The sequence below is a fragment of the Paenarthrobacter sp. PPS72 genome (assembly GCF_048537125.1).
GTDB classification, from domain to species: domain Bacteria; phylum Actinomycetota; class Actinomycetes; order Actinomycetales; family Micrococcaceae; genus Arthrobacter; species Arthrobacter nitroguajacolicus_E.
Genome location: NZ_JBLYIE010000007.1, coordinates 158,511 through 173,947 on the forward strand (window position 1 = coordinate 158,511; position 15,437 = coordinate 173,947).

Consider the following 15,437-nt stretch of genomic DNA (forward strand, 5'->3'; position numbering starts at 1 on the left):
CTTCTGGACCAGTATGAAACGCCTGGTCCGGGAAGGTCAACAACCACTAGCCCTTTACGGCACCCTGAGTCACTCCGGCCATGACCCACCGCTGCGTGAACAGGTAGGCGACAATAGCCGGCGCCATCGCCATCAGGTAGGACGCGAAGGACACGTGGTAGTTGTTGCTGAATTGCGTCTGGAAAAGGTTCTGCCTCACGGGAAGCGTCTGCATTGCCGGATCGGAAATAATCAACGACGGCATCATGAAGTCATTCCACGCATAGAGGAACGCGAAGATTCCTACGGTGGCACTCATCGGAGCAAGCAGCGGGAAAATCAGCTTCCAAAAGGTCTGCCAGGTAGTTGCGCCGTCTATCCTGGCGCTCTCTTCCAGTTCCATCGGGATGGAGCGGAGGAAGGCGGTGAACAGCAGGACGCTGAAGCTCAGTTGGAACATGGTGGCAAGCAGGATAACCCCGAACGGATTGTCCAGGCCGAGCCGGCCCGTGAGCTGGATCTGCGGCAACGCAACCACGGGGAAGGGAATGAACATTGCACCCAGCAAGTAGAAGAACGAGTACCTGAAGAGCCGCCGTTCCCAGTTGCGCACGATCGCGTAGGAGGCGAAAGCCGCCAGCACAATCGTGGCAAGGACCGTTCCGGCTGTCACCAGCAAAGACATGGCGGCACCCACGGGAAAGTTCGTGAGGGTCCAGGCCTGGACGAAGCCGTCGAGGCTGAACGGGGCAGGGAAGGAGAAGGCGTTGCCATCCACCGCCTGCCCCTGGGATTTGAATGCCATGGAGACCGTAACGTACAGGGGAAGCAGCACCGTCACCGCGCACAGGACCAGAACAGTGGTTGCCGGCCAGTTGACGCGTTCAACTTTGGTGCTGGATTTGTTGGTCATCAGTTTGTTGGTCATTACAGTGCGTTCCGTCCGCGAGTCAGCGAGAGCTGTACCAGAGAAATCAGGATGGCGACCACGAAGAAGATCGTCGCGTTGGCCATTTGGTAGGCGTAGTCACCGCCATTGAAGCCCGCAATGACAGTCATCGCGATACTCCGGGTAGATGTTCCCGGACCTCCGTTCGTCAGGCCGACGATGATGTCGTAAGCGTTAAGGAAGCCCTTGAACCCGAGAATGATGTTGATGACCACGTAGCCGGCCACCAGCGGGAGCGTGATCTTCACCAGCTGCTGGAATTTGCTCGCACCGTCGATTTCAGCGGCCTCATAAACATCTCCCGGTACGGCCACGAGGCCGGCGATATAGATGAGCAGCGCCCCGGGAACGGCCTGCCAGGCTGTGACCAGCACGATCGCGATCCACGCCAGGTCCGGGTTGGCGAGCAGGCTGCTTTCGAGCCAGGGAATACCTGTCGCAGCACCGAGCGACGGCAGGGAGTTCGAAAACAGGAAGTTGAAGACATAGGCGATGATGATGCCGGAAACCACCATGGGGATGACGAAGATGGTCCGCAGCGCCGTCTTCATCCGTATGCGGGCGGTGAGTCCGACGGCAAGGAGGAAGGCGATGACGTTAACCGCGATCACTGTGACGATCGAGAATCCAAAGGTGAAGAGGTAGCTCTGCAGGATCGCCGGATCACTGAAGATCGCAATGTAGTTGGTCAGGCCGATGAATTTCCAGTCACCGATTCCGATGGAGTCCGTGAAACTAAAGAAGATGCCGATAATGCCCGGTACCGTGATGGCCAGGGTGAACAGGATGAGGCTGGGGACCAGGAAAAGGTAGAAGATCGGCTCAACGCGTCGGTTGCCCCGTTTTTGGGGACCCTGCACTCGAGGGCCCTGCTGCTGACGGCCCCGCCTTTGGAGGCCGTGCTTGGACGTGGTCGGTGTGGTGGTGGTGGACATCAATCTGACTCCCTTTAATGTGCGCTACTGGCGGAAGGCCAGGCGCGCCCAATCTGCGTCGAGGGTGCGGAGGGTGGATGCAGGGGGTGCGCCGAACACCATTGCCTGCGTGTAGTTCATGATGGGGATGGTGCGGGGAACGAGCACCGACGGACCCTGGTAGACCTTGGCGCCGTTGTAGTACTGCACCATCCCCTCAATCCGGGGATCGGGGACATTCGCGGTCTCCTTGGTGGGTGTGAAGCCCAGCTGGGATTTGTTGTAGGCATCGATCACCTCAGGCCGGTACAGGTACTCGAGGAAATCACGCGCAGCGTCCTTATGCTTGGACGCCTCCGGAATCCAGGCCGCGAGGTCCACATTGACCCGGACGCGCAAGTCCTTGGGGTCCTCAGTCATCGGCAGCGGAAAGGTTCCGAGGTTGAGGTCGGGGGCAGTCTTGGCGATCTCACTGAAGGCCCACGGCCCCTGCAAGTACATGGCAGCCTTGCCCTGCGAGAACGCCAGGTTGCCGTCGCCGTATGCCCGGCTCGCAGCGTCCTTGTTCACGTAGCTCTTCGCCAACGTCAACATCTTTTGGACGGGCTGGTCGAAGTCCTTTTGAAATGACACCGAGGACTCCGGCCCGACGTCCACGCCTTCGACGTCAAGCTTCTTGAAGAAGTCAAGGGTGTCAACCTGCCCGCCTACCGAATAATCGAACCACCCTTGGGCGATGGTCCAGTCATCCTTCCATGTGGCATAAAACGGCGTTACTCCTGCAGCTTTCAGCGCTTCGCACGCCGCGATCAGTTCGCTCCACGTGGTTGGCACAGCAATATTGTTGGCAGCGAAAATGTCCTTGTTGTAGATCACGGAGGATGCCATGACCGAGTACGGCAGGGCGCTGGTCCGTCCGGGATACGAGCCATACTGTTCCATCAGGGGCTGGAGGTCCTCACGGATGCGGGAAGCAGCTTCGGTGCCGGACAGGTCGCTCAACGCTCCACGCTGGACGAAACGGGAAGTCTCCATGTTGTAGTTGGCAAGTGCAATGTCCGGCGGATTGCCGCGAACGAAACTCGCGGACACGACGTCGACGCCGGAAGTGTCCAGTACCACCTCAGCCTCATCCTGCGAAGCGTTGTAATCGGCAACCAGCTTGGTCATGAAGCCGATGGCTTCCCGTTTACTGAACGTGAAACGGATGGTCTCTTTGGCTGAACCCCGCCCCTGACCCGAATCCCCCGTGCAGCCGGAGAGAAGGCCGGCCAGCAGGGCCAGCCCCAACCCCATCGCTGCGAAGCGTTTCCTGCGTGTCATTTTCACGGACACCGTAGCCCTTTCGTTCTTGCGGACCTCAGCGGCCGCAGGTGCATCGCGCGGCGGAACTTGCACGTCGCCGCCCGAAGTTTAGATAGGAGGTAAATTTATGTCCTATCGCTAACCATGGTGAGTGATGCCCGCCACAGCGTCAAGCGTTGGGCCAAATGCGTCGACATTTAAATTTATGCACTAAATTTAGAGAGATCGTCCTATCACTCCGACGGACGGCTGGAAAGTGGGAGCTCCGAATGCAAACCGGGACTGCACCATCAACACAACTGGTACGCAGGGTCAATGCCAGCGCAATGCTCAAGGCGATGCGGGGCGCCGGCGTGGTTACAGGTACTGAGCTGATGGCTACGACAGGGCTCTCCCGCGCCACCGTCATCTCGATCTGTGACGAACTCGTCCGGCTCGGCTGGCTCAGGGAACTGGAGAACCAGCGAGGAGCCGGGGACTACGTCAAGGGCAGGCCGGCACGCCGTTTCGCTTTTGACGACAGCGCGGCCAGCGTGATCGGCATCGACATTGGTGCAAACAAGATCACGGCAATTGTGGCTGACATGGCCGGAACGTCCTTGTCCCAGGTGACGATGCCTTTCCGCGCCTACAACGTCCCCGCCGATGAACGCGCAGACGTTCTGGACAGGATCGCGGCAGAAGCCCTGGACAAGGCGGGCGTATCCGCAGACTCCGTCCTTGCTGTCTCCGTTGGCGTGGCCGCGCCGGTCAGTCGGGAGGGCGAGGTCCTCACGGCACAGGAATTCTGGAAATCGTTCGATGTACGCCGGATCGTGTCCGAGCGCCATGGGTGGCACGTGCTCCTGGAAAACGACGCCAACCTCGCAGCCCTCGCAGAACGGTGGCAGGGCAGCGCGCAGGGAGTGGACAACCTTGTAGTCATGCTTGCAGGTGACCGCCTGGGATCAGGCATCCTCGAATCCGGCCGCTTGCTCCACGGGCAGGTGGGTGGCTTTGGCGAGCTGGGATACCTGGACAACGTGGATGGTGTGGGCGACACCTATGGCATTGCCCACTACGCGGCGTTGTGGGGACGGGAGGTCCTTGACTCCGGCGCGGAAACGGCCCTGCGGAAACTATGCCACGCCAAGCCTGAAGCCCTCACAGCAGAGATGGTTTTCAGGGCGGCAGCGGACGGCGATCAAGCAGCCCGCAAAGTCCTCGATCGGATGGCGCAGCGCATGGCCCGCGTTGTGGGGTCCGTCAGTACCCTGGTCAACCCCGAGCTGGTGGTTATTGCCGGAGCTGTGGCGGCTTCTGCCCATGCCCTCATTCCCGCCATGGAAAAGCAGCTGCCGAACTTCACCTTCACTCCCCCACGGCTGAGAACCTCAACCCTGGGAGACGGCATCGTGTCCCTCGGCGCCATCCGACACGCCCTGGACTACGTGGAAGAGCATGCGCTGGATCTCTATCCGGCTTCTCTTCCAAAGCACGTGACAGCCGGCCAGTCCGGCGTCGAACCTGGGCCGGTATCTGCCTAATCCGGCATCGACATAGTCCGCAGGTCCAGCTGCCGGAGCACCCTGTCGGCCACCTCCGGATCGGTTCCTGGCTCGTTGCGCGCTGCCACCACTTCCTGGCGGGCGGCATCGAGGGCGATGGTCTGTACGGCGATGGACAGTTCCCGTCCACGCTTGCGCTTCTCGGCAACGGATTCGTTCTGCAGCGTGCCGTCCAACAGCTCCGCATGGAGCCGGCGCATCTTTTCCTTGACCAGGGCCACCTTCTCCGCGGGGAGCTCCTTCATGAGGTCGTGGTCTTTCAACGCAGCCACGGCAGCCGATTGCGCCCGCTTGGCAAGGACCTTGGCCGCGTCCTGTTCGTGCGATCCGTCCTCGGTGGCGTCCAGTACGCGCATGAGCCACGGAAGGGTCAGGCCGGGGAGGACCAAAGTTGCCAGGAGCACCGCGCAGGCGATCACCAGGATCTCGTGACGCGCCGGGAAGTCGCTGCCATCGGGCAAGGTCATGGGGAGGGCCAGGGCGAGAGCCAGCGTGGCCAGTCCGCGCATGCCGCACCATGTCAGGATCAGCACTTCCTTGGGCGACGTCGGTTGCAACAGGTTCCTGCGTTTACGCGCGGTGAGGGCGAGAAGCCCCAGCCACAGGAAGCGCACAACAAAGACCAGGATGCAGATCACCACGGCCATGCCGATCATTCCGAAAATCGCCGTGCCTTCATCCCGGATCACCTGACGGATCTCCAGCCCCACCAATCCAAAGGCCAATCCGGTGGCGAGCAGCTCCACTACGTCCCAGAAGGCCGTCCGCGTGATGCGTTCAGCGGCGTCCTGCGGCCGCGTGTGGCGCTGCAGCTCCAAGGCGGTGACGACGACGGCCACCACACCTGAGGCGTGCAGCTCTTCGGCGAGGATGTAGGCGGCGAAAGGAACCACCAATGTCACAGCGCTGCGGGCAACCATGGAGGTCACCAACTTGGTGATGGCCTTGGTCAACCAGCCCATGGCGATGCCGATCAGAACAGCCAGGGCCGCCCCGATGACGAACTGCGGAATGACTTCCGGGCCCACTTCCTTGCCGGACATTGTTGCAGCCACCGCAGCTTGGAAAATGACGATGGCAGCAGCGTCGTTGAAGAGACCCTCGCTCTGAAGGACCGTGATAAGCCGGCGGGGCATATGGACGCGTCCAGCTACGGACTCCACTGCAACGGGGTCCGGCGGTGCCACCATGGCTCCCAGCGCAATCGCGGCGGGGATGCCGATGCCAGGGATCATGAGCCAGGCAGCACCGGCCACCACTGCGGTGGACACCACCACCAGGGCCACGGCCATCAGCAGCAGCGTCCGCCAACGCACGCGGAAAACCGCCCAGGAACTCTTCTGCGCCGTAGCGAAGAGCAAGGGCGGAAGGAAGATCGGCAGGATCAGTTCAGGCGAAATCTCAAACTCGGGAAAGCCCGGAATGAAGGTCAGCGCAACAGCCAGGAGCAGCATCAGGACCGGGTAGGGAAGCCGGAGCTTGTCCCCCAGGCCCACTGCCACCACCGTTGCAAGCAACAATCCGACAATGAGCGCCAACTGATCCATTTTCCTGCTTCCCCTGAGGCGGTCCGGCACTTCCCCAGGCCAAGCCGAAAAAGTTCCCTACCAACATATCCCGGCGCGCAGGCATGCCGGCAGTACGGCGTCAGTCCTCCGTCAGGGCATCCACGACGTCGTCGGATCCATCCTTGAACGTGATGGTCCGCCGGATGGTCCCCGGCAGTTCCAGGACGGCCGCTGTCACCAAGGCGACGTTGGCCCTGGAAGTCTCAGTGCCGTTGCCGGGATTGGCTGGATCCGTTTCGATCAAACCGGTGGGAGGCTCATTGGTCAAAGTTCCCGGGCCCAGGACGGTCCAGGCGAGATCGGTGCCACGCAAGTAGTCATCCGCCGCCGCCTTGGCCTCCGCATAGGCAAAGAACGGGTGGTCTTCCGGGACGCCGTGATTTCTGGCAGCCCCTATGTAGGAGACCATCACGTAACGCTTGACGCCGGCCTCGGCTGCGGCGTCCATCGAGCGGATAGCTGCGTCACGATCCACGGCATAGGTCCTGGCCGGATTCCCTCCGCCGGCACCGGCAGACCAGACCACCGCGTCATGGCCCTGGAAAGCTTGGGCGAGTTCCGCCGTCGTCGAATTTTCCACATCCAGCACCTCCGCCGTGGCACCGGTCTCCGTGACATCTGCCACATGTTCGGGATTGCGGATGAAAGAAGTGACGTAGTGACCTTCGCCACTGAGGATGCGGGACAGATGCAGGGCCACTTTCCCGTGGCCGCCAATGATTGCGATTCGGCTCATGGACCCATTCTGTCCCACGAAACGAAAAAAGACCCCGCAGGCGAAAGCTGCGGGGTCTTGCTCTGTAGCGGTGGGGAGGCTCGATCTCCCGACCTCACGATTATGAGTCGTGCGGCAAGGTACACTTGAGATAGCAAAAACCGCTAGATTACGGGGACTTTCAAGGACTAAGGCTGACACGCTGCGCCATGTCATGTACTGTCGTAGCTACAGGCGTAGCTACACCAAATGAATGGGGAACCAAGTGGACGAATACGAAGCCAGGCAGCAGGCCTACGAACAAGCTGTCGCAGCACGAGACGAACTGATCAACAACCCAGAAAAGAACATCCCAGTCATCGACTACATAGCGCACCTGGTCGACGCCAAGCGGGCTGTCACTCGGACGCACAAGGCGATGCTGGCAGCGTGGACAGCATGACCATCATCGAGTTCCTTGAAGCTAGGATTGCCGAGGATGAGACGCTGGCGTCGGAAGCCGCCCGGGGCTCTAACGGTAAGTGGCGCCGCGGGCGAGAGGGTTGGGCGCCGGACGACGATGAATGCAGAGTCGAGGGGGACGCTATCGCCATCTACGATGAAGGCGGCCACGACGCGGACCAAGCTGAACACATAGCAACCCACGACCCGGCCCGTGTCCTTGCTGAGTGCGCGGCGAAACGGGCGATCATCAAGCGGCACGAGTACGAGTGCATGGGCGCCGACGACGCCGCTGGCAAAGGCTGCGCACTGGACTATGAGGCTTGGCCCTGCTCAACCGTGCGCCACCTCGCCGTCATCTACTCCGACCACCCGGACTACCAGCAGGAGTGGGCAAAGAATGGCTGAGAAGAAGGCCAATGGAGACGGCAGCATCTACCGCCAGAAGGATGGCATGTGGGCTGGCGCGCTCACCCTCGGCTGGAACGAGGAAGGGAAGCAAGTCCGGAAAGTAGTCCGCCGGAAGGATCGCGGGAAGCTCGTGGCCGAGATGCGCCGACTAAAGGCCGAACTTGCCGAACACGGCGACCTCATCAACGGAGCGACCACCCTGGGAGACTGGCTCGCTGTATGGCGTGACGATATCGCACCCAAGGACGTCCGGCCTAAGACCATGGAAGGTTACCGGGGCGTCATCAACAACTACATCATCCCCACCATCGGCAAGACCAAGATGGAGAAGCTGAGTGCCGACCATGTCCGCAAGCTTCACGCCACGATGCGGTCCATGCCAAAGAACAAGCTAGACCGCCTTTACCTCAGGGGTGTCCCGCGTGGGCGCTGGGCTGAGGTAGTCAAGGACATCGATCCGAAGAAGTGGCCAGAGTCCTTGCGAGGCAAGCCCGAAGAAGAGTGGCCGGACGAACTGCCCACGCTTTCCAGCACCTACACCCTGCTCGCCCACAACGTGCTCTCGTCCGCGCTAGAGCAAGCAGTCAAAGAAAAGAAGCTGCGTCGGAACGTATGCGAACTTGTTGACCGGCCCAAGGCCCGCAAGACCGAACAGAAGGCATTGGAGCTAGACGAAGCCATCCAACTCCTGGCGCATCTCGCCTCACTTCCAGACGGGCCGCTCTGGGCGGCCTACCTACTCACCGGCGGCCGACGCGGCGAAGTTCTCGGACTCGAATGTGATCGCATCGGCGAGGAGATCGACTTCTCATGGCAGCTCCAACGCATCAAGGACATCAAGTCCGCGCCTGACGACTTCGAGTACAGGCACCTCAAGGGCACCCTCTACCTAACGCGGCCCAAGTCAAGCGCAGGCTGGCGAATCATCCCGAACGTCGAGCCCCTGCGATCCTTCCTCGGCCTGGCAGTCGACGGACGCACGGAAGGCTTGGTCTTCAGTGAGTTCGGAGATGACAGGCCATACGATCCAGACCGCGCCTCGAAGCGTTGGAAGGCTGTCCTTCTGAGCGCTGGCCTTCCCGAGGATGTCAACCTGCACGGATCCCGGCACACCATGGCCGACCTGCTCTACTACGCCGGCGTCCCCGAAGACCTCATACCAATGATCCTCGGCCACTCATCCAGAGCCATGTCCCGCGACTACCGCACCCGCTCACAAGTACACCGCCAACGCATGCGTGAAGGCATGGAATCCATCTCCAAACTACTCACGCCAGAACTGACTCAATAGAACGCAGAAGGCGCCCCTACCGAATCCGGTAGGGGCGCCCTTCTTTGTTGGTCTAGCGTTCCATGCTTTCACTCTCGCCGTCAGGTTGACTTGCTGCCCGCAGTGTCTCGATGGCTGTTTGCGCGACACTGTCCCAGTCGGCGCCCATCGTTGCGATGATCTTCTCCACGTCGTTCAACGTAAAGGGAGCGTCATCTCGCAACCTCTTATTGAAGTACGCAGGCGTCAGGCCAACCTTCAGCGCAAACTGTTTCGCGCTAATCCGCTGTCGTGCCAGGGCGGCACGTAGCTCCGCCGCGAAGGCACGGGCTAGCGGCCCAGATTCCGGTTGTTTAGATGCTGGCACGTCCACGATGCTATCCGTTCCGCTGTCAGAAACTCCAAAAGGCATGCTGATGACCTCAAATCGACGTCTAGGCACTCATGATGCACTCATGGAGTGCGTGATCCTCGTTAAGCATGCATTATGCGCCTATGAATCCCAAATTTAAACCTTGGCGTGCATAACGCTACTCTTTAAACCATCTCGACTTAAACCCGTTAGGCAGATGCGGGATTTGCTTCGATGTCAGCCCGACGTCGTAAGCTTTGATTTCACTCGAAAACATATTCGAATCTGGGGAGAACATGGACTCTGAGCGTCTGACTGCACCGGCCACTATCGCAGCCAACAACCACAACGTCGTGGTTGCGCTTAAAAGAGAAGAGCGCCCCCTATCCCAAGGCGGGACGGGAACGCTCTGCCGTGCGGTGCAGCGGATGACAGTCCGAGAGTTCGGGGACCTCGCTGCGATACGTGGAATTATGCCGACTGTGATTCTGGCCGGATCCGAGCCTCAGCGCGAGCCATTAAGGTTACTGGCGTGAGGCCCAGGGCTTCGGCCACCTTCATGAAGGTTGGCATGGGCATGCTCTTATGACCCTTTAGGTAGTGGTTCATCGCGGGGCGGCCAACGCCGATCGCCTCGGCGAGATCCTTTTGGGTCATCTCTCGCTCAACTAGCTCCACCTTGATCTGGGTGGAAAGAGCGGCTTCGAGTTTTTCCCCGTACGTTGTTGTCATGTGTGCAAGTTTAAGTGCATATGAGTACTTGAAGCAAGCGAATGACTACTTGCATATGCAGAATGAGTACTCAGGTTTCCGACACGCCGAGTACTTGGTTGAGACTTGCGAGTACTCGTTTGAATACATATAGTTCTTTTATGAGTACCAAACAGGGCGATGGAACCCCCACCGCAGACACTGAAATTGGTAGCCGTATCGCAAATGCTCTGATCGTGAAGGGCACAAGCGCCCGAGCACTGTCAGACGCAACAGGCATCAGCTACCCCACCCTACGCCGCAGCCTCACCGGAGGCCGCAGCCTAACCATCCGAGAAATCGGCAGTATCGCCGGCGCACTAAACGTTCCGGCCAAAGTCCTTCTCCCACCCTCTCTGACAGAGGTTGCGTGATGGAGAAGCGCGCATACACCTATCAGGAAGCCGCAAACTCTGTAGGCGTCTCAGTACGAACCCTTCAGCGGATCGTTGAACGCGGAGAGATCGCCGTCAAGTACATCGGCAGCAAACCCGTAATAAGAGCTACAGAGCTAGATGCGTGGCTCGAAACACTTCCCTCCGAAGCATCCTAGAAACACCCCTCGCCGACTCTCGGCACCTTCGCCCCATCGTCTGGGCAACACCACCCCAGCACCACCATCTTTGACCTCACCCTTGGGTTCGTCCCTCGGAGATAGGGCTAATTGCTATGCCTTCTTTCACCCTCGCGTTCTGGGAAAACCGGATACGCAACGCAGTAACCAACGCCGACCGCTCAATGATCAAGAAGACCGCCAAGCTCGCTAAGCGCAGATTTGATGCCTTCACCAACGAGCCAACTGACGAAGAAATGCTCGAGTTTTACAGCACGCTCACCTACAACGACCCAACTCCCCTGATAGCCATCAAGAACATCAACGCCGAAAACGCAGCCAGACGGGCGGTGGCAGCGTGAACCTCAGCGACTACGGCTACTCACGCACATACGCCAATGAGTGCGCCGCGTGGACATCCAACCACCTGGGCAGCGTCAGGAAGCGCTGCTCACTTCCGCCGACCAAGAACGTTGGTGAGTGGATCTACCTATGCAACCGTCACTTCAGAGTCATCGAGCGAGTGTTCGAAGAGTCCCTAGAGACTCTAAACAAGGTGCGTGTTGAGAACCTCAAGCAACGGCTGGACCAAGCGTACGAAGACCTATCAGCCGCCCGGGACAGTTCATCCGACCAGCAACTCAAGATGGCGCTAACCGAATCTGAACGCCAGCGGAAGGCCCAAACGGTCTACTTCATCCGCTGCCAGCAATACATCAAGATCGGCATCTCCCGGGACCCTGCCACTCGTCTCCACCAGATCCGGAGGGGTGGCGGTTCTCATTTCCCGCGGATGCTCGACGTTGAAACGGCCGAGCTCATTGCAACCGAGCCAGGCGGCCTCGACCGAGAGCGTGAGCTGCACAAGAAGTTTCAAAAGCTCAGGCACACCGGCGAATGGTTCACCGAATCCCGAGCACTCACGAACTACATCAACCGCCTCTTAACAGGTGAAGGCGGCCACCATGCCCGGTGACCGCCTTCAGAAAAACCCATATTAAGGAGAACTTCTGTGAACAGCATAAAGGAATCGCCCAGCCGAATACAGCGACGGCGGACTAAGGGCTGGAGGATGCCGGACAACACGGTCTATGTCGGGCGTCCGAGCAAGTGGTCTAACCCGTTCAAGGTTGGGGCTCAAGGGTTCCAGTTCGATGACGGATCTGCTGTCTTCTACCGCAGCCGCTTTGGCGCATCAGCAGCGACAGTGGTCGAGTTGTTCCGCAAGCACGAAGCGCCGAAACTCTGGCAAGCTGCCCGAACCGAACTGAAGGGGAAGAACCTCGCCTGCTGGTGCCCGCTCGATCAGCCTTGCCACGCTGATGTGCTGCTTGAGTTGGCGAACGATGACGAGCATTGGCGGATGGGCAAGTTAGTCCGATTCTGGCGCGGTGTTAGGCACGCTGAGAACGAGCCCGAAACAGGCATCGTTGCAGCGGATGGTCCTGTCCTGTTCGGCGGCACGGTCTGCATCCGAGTTCTTCGGCATGTTGGTGGCAGTGATGTCATCCAGCTCTCGCACATTGAGCCGCTGGCATGAGGGCGATGGCGTTTGAGCAAGACAAGGACGAATGGCACGAGGATGCGGTGGCCACGATCGTCGGCCTCGCTAATTCGCAGGAAACGTTCAGCGCTGACGATCTCCGCCGGGAGATGCGGGAACCTGACGAACCTAGCTGGCCCGGCCGGGCAATCATCGCGGCCAAGAAGGCCGGCCACATAGAAGCAGTTACTTACCAACCCTCTCAAGCCAAGGCCCGCAGGCATGGCGCCACCCGCGTATGGAGGAAGAAAACATCATGATCACCGGAATCTATTTCCTACTCTTCGCGGCCACGATCTTCGCGGCACCGCTGACCATCGCCCGGGCACGCCAGCATGACGCCCGCTTGGAACCTGTGGTGCCGGTGGACTGGGACGCAATCGAGGAAGAGCGGGACACCAGAGACGCGGATGACTGCGACTCTTGGCGGAAAGGGGAACGGTGATGATCCGTTGCGAGACGTGCCAGTCGGGCCAGCATATCGACTGTGACGGCACCGTGGCCGCTCAGGATGTTCCCGGGTGGTGGGACACATGTTCTTGCCCGTGTAATCCAGCGGCGGAGGCTAAGCCATGATCCGCAATCCTCGCCGCGCCCCTCACATCCGTCAGCGTCCGGCTGAGGGTATGCCGGTTGGTGGTTGGGCGGCCGCTGACTTGAACCTTCCGTGCTGGTGGTACGACCAACTGGCCCGTACCGCGACCGGCTGCGAATACCCCATCAGCGGCGACCAGAAACCAGAGAAAAGGGAGGCGTCATGAGCGGCGATCCGGAAGTGCAAGCTCTCTTGGCCCTGTGCCATCACAACCCGGTGGACCACGATTGCCAGGCCTGCCAGTTCCGAGCTGCGGCCGCTGTCGAACACATCGTGGAGTCTTGTGAGGCCGTGATCGAGTCCATCGACGCCACCCCGTCACCGCCTCTCCCGCCGCACCTTGCCGCCAAAGCCCGCAACCCCTTGCAAGTTGAACTTGCAACAATCCTCACCGGCGCCATCACGCCCGGAACAACTCACCCAACTACTCACAACCAAGGAACCCACCAAATGAGCGAACAACCGTGGATCGTAGACCAGCCTGACAAGATCGCATTCCGCGACGAACTCGGCAACTCGGTCTGCTGGGCCAGCATCGATGACGCCTACACCGACGAAGCCAGAGCGCATAAAGTCACGTTCGAGGCAGCCGGTTACGAGTACGTGAAGAACGGTTCCGACGACTGGTGGCACACTGACGGCGACCTCTACCAAGGCTCCACCCTCATGCGCGTCCTGCGTCGCAAGTCGGACGGCAAGCTGTTCGGCTTCTCCTACTGGGAAGGTGGCGGCAAGCACGGCGAAACCATGATCGAACACAACGGCGATGACCACGGATTCCCGTCAAAGTACGACTGGGAAGACGGCGTTGAGGAAGAAGAACGCTGGTACGTGTTCATGCCCATCGTTGAGAAGCCCATCCCCGCGTACGTGTTCGAGCAGGTGTCCTCTGATGACTGATTTGCGGGCACTCCTGGCACCCATCCACGATCTGGTCCAAGAGCAGCGTGTGATTGTCATGCTGGCCGAACCTGACACGTACGACACCCGCCCACTTGACGCAATGACCCGCCTACTCGCCGCCATCGAAGCCGTGGGTGCGCTGCACAAGCCGGAGAAGCGCTGGGAACCATACGAGGGAGCCGGTTACACGTTCCTCACCCGCGAGCAAGCACTGGAAGCGGCAGGCGAGGAAGACCTAGGTGCCGTGGCCATGGAAGCCGGGCCTCAGTTCTTTGAGGTCTGCGCCGAATGCGCCCGTGTCGAATCCGAACAGCTATCGGAATCCGGCGAGGAATGGGGATACCGGGAAGCGCTCTGGCCCTGCAAGACCACCGAAACTTTTGCCGCCGCTTTGGGGTCTGACACCACAAACCAAGAAGGAACACAATGAACGCCTCACATGACGAGCTGTTCCAGTTGATGCTGGGCCGGACCACCACGAAAGCCGTGGAACGTATCCTTGCCGCTGGTTGGGTGAAGCCGCGCACCATCGAGTCAGCTTACGAGGACTATGGCCCGGACTCCCTGCCGCCCCTGTCTGTTGTGCTGTCCGGCGGGAAGCCTGCAATCCGACAGCATGACGGCACGTGGATGGACTATGACGGGTCCAGTTGGGACGACTGGGAAATGGAGTACCCGATGACGGTTCTTCATGAGGGGCAGGCATGAGCGGGATCAAGCTGCCCACCATCGCCAGGCCAAACGGCACCAAGTACCAGCCACGGAAGATCACCGCCGAGACGTGGGGCGATGAGGACGAGATAACTGACATCGTGGTGTTCGGCACCCATGACGTTGAGTTCGCCCGAACAGTCGCATTGCAGGCCGCAGATGAAATGTCCGCCGAGTACTACAGCAGCGGCTGGCACCTAGACGTGTCCGATACCGGCGACAAGGTGTGGCGCACCAAACGTCTCGCCGCATTCGATGAAAACCGGCCGATCTACCAATGGTGGGACGACCCTGACAAAGGCCGTGCCGGGGTTAGGTTCAGCGTCACAGTGGATGACGACCCAGAGTGCAAGCCTGAACCGGACCCAAACCAGATGGAGCTGCCACTATGACCCAGGAACGCATCGAAGCCGCAGCGAAGGCGCTCAATGCAAGCTACCCGCTCAGATGGGCGATGCCACCCTGGGATGAGCTCGTAAAATCCAAGGACCGAGCTAACCAGAACAGGGTCAAGCTTGACCGCGAATACGCATCATCCGCACTCGCCGCCGCTGACGCACATGACGCCGTGAACGGGGTACACCGGGTAAGCCTGGACGATGCCACCATTGAGCGGGCAGCGGAAGCCTTGTTCATGGCCAACAACCCGGAAGCGGATTGGCATCGGTTCTCCAAGATGTCCCGCGTGACTGATGCCTACCGCAAACAGGCCCGTGCTGTGCTGGCTGCCGCCGTCAAGGAGGAACAGTGAGCGATGCCTGACCTGCTCCCGGGGATGGGCGCGGACTTCTGGCAACGACAAACCAATACGTACCCGGGATGTGCATGCCCACCATCCCGATACGACCCGCGAACACCCAGACCCACCAACCAAGACTGCAAAATCCACGGCCCCGCACAGGGGCCTTTTTCATGCCCAAACCAAGGAGAA

23 protein-coding genes are annotated in these 15,437 nt (G+C 60.1%); 16 read left to right on the top strand and 7 right to left on the bottom strand.

All coding sequences use genetic code 11. From position 1 onward, the window contains the following. Window positions 1-46: 46 nt before the first annotated feature. From ACLRGI_RS04805 to ACLRGI_RS04815, 3 genes are read right to left on the bottom strand one after another with little or no spacing between them, the layout of a single operon-like run. Complete coding sequence (locus ACLRGI_RS04805; RefSeq protein ID WP_419200518.1) at window positions 47-907, bottom strand: carbohydrate ABC transporter permease; 861 nt, start codon at window positions 905-907, stop codon at window positions 47-49. Continuing rightward, a complete protein-coding gene (locus tag ACLRGI_RS04810) occupies window positions 907-1,863 on the bottom strand; it encodes a carbohydrate ABC transporter permease (RefSeq protein WP_419200519.1) in 957 nt (318 codons plus the stop codon). The genes ACLRGI_RS04805 and ACLRGI_RS04810 overlap by 1 nt, the downstream gene beginning before the upstream one ends. A gap of 24 nt (window positions 1,864-1,887) precedes the next feature. Beyond that, window positions 1,888-3,165, bottom strand: a complete 1,278-nt coding sequence (locus ACLRGI_RS04815) for an ABC transporter substrate-binding protein (protein WP_419200520.1) — start codon at window positions 3,163-3,165, stop codon at window positions 1,888-1,890. A 251-nt stretch (window positions 3,166-3,416) separates the two neighbouring features. Here ACLRGI_RS04815 and ACLRGI_RS04820 point away from each other — a divergent pair, with 251 nt between their 5' ends. After that, on the top strand, window positions 3,417-4,673 hold the full coding sequence (locus tag ACLRGI_RS04820) for an ROK family protein (protein WP_419200521.1): 1,257 nt from the start codon (window positions 3,417-3,419) through the stop codon (window positions 4,671-4,673). Here ACLRGI_RS04820 and ACLRGI_RS04825 read toward each other — a convergent pair. Both ACLRGI_RS04825 and ACLRGI_RS04830 read right to left on the bottom strand, forming a co-directional pair. Continuing rightward, window positions 4,670-6,241, bottom strand: coding sequence for a Na+/H+ antiporter (locus tag ACLRGI_RS04825; protein WP_419200522.1), 1,572 nt, complete (start codon window positions 6,239-6,241; stop codon window positions 4,670-4,672). The two genes, ACLRGI_RS04820 and ACLRGI_RS04825, sit on opposite strands and share 4 nt — an antisense overlap. A 100-nt stretch (window positions 6,242-6,341) precedes the next feature. Continuing rightward, window positions 6,342-6,998 (bottom strand): NAD(P)-dependent oxidoreductase, encoded by a 657-nt coding sequence (locus ACLRGI_RS04830; protein ID WP_419200523.1) that lies wholly within the window; start codon window positions 6,996-6,998, stop codon window positions 6,342-6,344. Window positions 6,999-7,230: 232 nt separating this feature from the next. On the opposite strand from ACLRGI_RS04830, the gene ACLRGI_RS04835 reads away from it, so the two are divergent. From ACLRGI_RS04835 to ACLRGI_RS04845, 3 genes are read left to right on the top strand one after another with little or no spacing between them, the layout of a single operon-like run. Continuing rightward, complete coding sequence (locus ACLRGI_RS04835) at window positions 7,231-7,419, top strand: globin family protein (protein ID WP_419200524.1); 189 nt, start codon at window positions 7,231-7,233, stop codon at window positions 7,417-7,419. Further along, window positions 7,416-7,826, top strand: coding sequence for a DUF6221 family protein (locus tag ACLRGI_RS04840; protein ID WP_419200525.1), 411 nt, complete (start codon window positions 7,416-7,418; stop codon window positions 7,824-7,826). Before ACLRGI_RS04835 ends, ACLRGI_RS04840 begins: the two co-directional genes overlap by 4 nt. Further along, entirely contained in the window at window positions 7,819-9,120 is a 1,302-nt protein-coding gene (locus tag ACLRGI_RS04845; RefSeq protein WP_419200526.1) for a tyrosine-type recombinase/integrase, read from the top strand. Before ACLRGI_RS04840 ends, ACLRGI_RS04845 begins: the two co-directional genes overlap by 8 nt. A 52-nt stretch (window positions 9,121-9,172) precedes the next feature. On the opposite strand, the gene ACLRGI_RS04850 is transcribed toward ACLRGI_RS04845, so the two are convergent. Together ACLRGI_RS04850 and ACLRGI_RS04855 are read right to left on the bottom strand one after the other, a co-directional pair. After that, on the bottom strand, window positions 9,173-9,511 hold the full coding sequence (locus ACLRGI_RS04850) for a hypothetical protein (protein ID WP_419200527.1): 339 nt from the start codon (window positions 9,509-9,511) through the stop codon (window positions 9,173-9,175). Window positions 9,512-9,922: 411 nt separating this feature from the next. Further along, the gene (locus tag ACLRGI_RS04855) at window positions 9,923-10,183 is read right to left on the bottom strand and encodes a helix-turn-helix domain-containing protein (protein ID WP_419200528.1); all 261 of its coding nucleotides are present in this window, start codon (window positions 10,181-10,183) and stop codon (window positions 9,923-9,925) included. A 140-nt stretch (window positions 10,184-10,323) separates the two neighbouring features. Here ACLRGI_RS04855 and ACLRGI_RS04860 point away from each other — a divergent pair, with 140 nt between their 5' ends. The 12 genes from ACLRGI_RS04860 (at window position 10,324) to ACLRGI_RS04915 (ending at window position 15,257) form a co-directional block, all read left to right on the top strand. After that, complete coding sequence (locus tag ACLRGI_RS04860; RefSeq protein ID WP_419200529.1) at window positions 10,324-10,575, top strand: helix-turn-helix domain-containing protein; 252 nt, start codon at window positions 10,324-10,326, stop codon at window positions 10,573-10,575. Next, window positions 10,575-10,754, top strand: coding sequence for a helix-turn-helix domain-containing protein (locus ACLRGI_RS04865; RefSeq protein ID WP_419200530.1), 180 nt, complete (start codon window positions 10,575-10,577; stop codon window positions 10,752-10,754). The genes ACLRGI_RS04860 and ACLRGI_RS04865 overlap by 1 nt, the downstream gene beginning before the upstream one ends. 116 nt (window positions 10,755-10,870) lie before the next feature. Next, window positions 10,871-11,116: a hypothetical protein gene (locus ACLRGI_RS04870; protein WP_419200531.1), complete on the top strand. Its 246-nt coding sequence runs from the start codon at window positions 10,871-10,873 to the stop codon at window positions 11,114-11,116. Beyond that, the gene (locus ACLRGI_RS04875; protein WP_419200532.1) at window positions 11,113-11,730 is read left to right on the top strand and encodes a GIY-YIG nuclease family protein; all 618 of its coding nucleotides are present in this window, start codon (window positions 11,113-11,115) and stop codon (window positions 11,728-11,730) included. Before ACLRGI_RS04870 ends, ACLRGI_RS04875 begins: the two co-directional genes overlap by 4 nt. 96 nt (window positions 11,731-11,826) lie before the next feature. Then, window positions 11,827-12,294, top strand: a complete 468-nt coding sequence (locus ACLRGI_RS04880; protein ID WP_419200533.1) for a DUF4326 domain-containing protein — start codon at window positions 11,827-11,829, stop codon at window positions 12,292-12,294. 5 nt (window positions 12,295-12,299) lie between these two features. Beyond that, on the top strand, window positions 12,300-12,557 hold the full coding sequence (locus ACLRGI_RS04885) for a type 2 periplasmic-binding domain-containing protein (protein ID WP_419200534.1): 258 nt from the start codon (window positions 12,300-12,302) through the stop codon (window positions 12,555-12,557). Further along, on the top strand, window positions 12,554-12,742 hold the full coding sequence (locus tag ACLRGI_RS04890) for a hypothetical protein (protein WP_419200535.1): 189 nt from the start codon (window positions 12,554-12,556) through the stop codon (window positions 12,740-12,742). The genes ACLRGI_RS04885 and ACLRGI_RS04890 overlap by 4 nt, the downstream gene beginning before the upstream one ends. A 312-nt stretch (window positions 12,743-13,054) precedes the next feature. Further along, window positions 13,055-13,792 (top strand): hypothetical protein, encoded by a 738-nt coding sequence (locus ACLRGI_RS04895; protein ID WP_419200536.1) that lies wholly within the window; start codon window positions 13,055-13,057, stop codon window positions 13,790-13,792. Beyond that, a complete protein-coding gene (locus tag ACLRGI_RS04900) occupies window positions 13,785-14,225 on the top strand; it encodes a hypothetical protein (protein ID WP_419200537.1) in 441 nt (146 codons plus the stop codon). Before ACLRGI_RS04895 ends, ACLRGI_RS04900 begins: the two co-directional genes overlap by 8 nt. Continuing rightward, complete coding sequence (locus ACLRGI_RS04905) at window positions 14,222-14,503, top strand: hypothetical protein (protein WP_419200538.1); 282 nt, start codon at window positions 14,222-14,224, stop codon at window positions 14,501-14,503. The genes ACLRGI_RS04900 and ACLRGI_RS04905 overlap by 4 nt, the downstream gene beginning before the upstream one ends. Beyond that, window positions 14,500-14,898, top strand: coding sequence for a hypothetical protein (locus tag ACLRGI_RS04910; protein ID WP_419200539.1), 399 nt, complete (start codon window positions 14,500-14,502; stop codon window positions 14,896-14,898). Before ACLRGI_RS04905 ends, ACLRGI_RS04910 begins: the two co-directional genes overlap by 4 nt. Beyond that, window positions 14,895-15,257, top strand: coding sequence for a hypothetical protein (locus tag ACLRGI_RS04915; protein ID WP_419200540.1), 363 nt, complete (start codon window positions 14,895-14,897; stop codon window positions 15,255-15,257). The genes ACLRGI_RS04910 and ACLRGI_RS04915 overlap by 4 nt, the downstream gene beginning before the upstream one ends. Window positions 15,258-15,437: the final 180 nt, after the last annotated feature.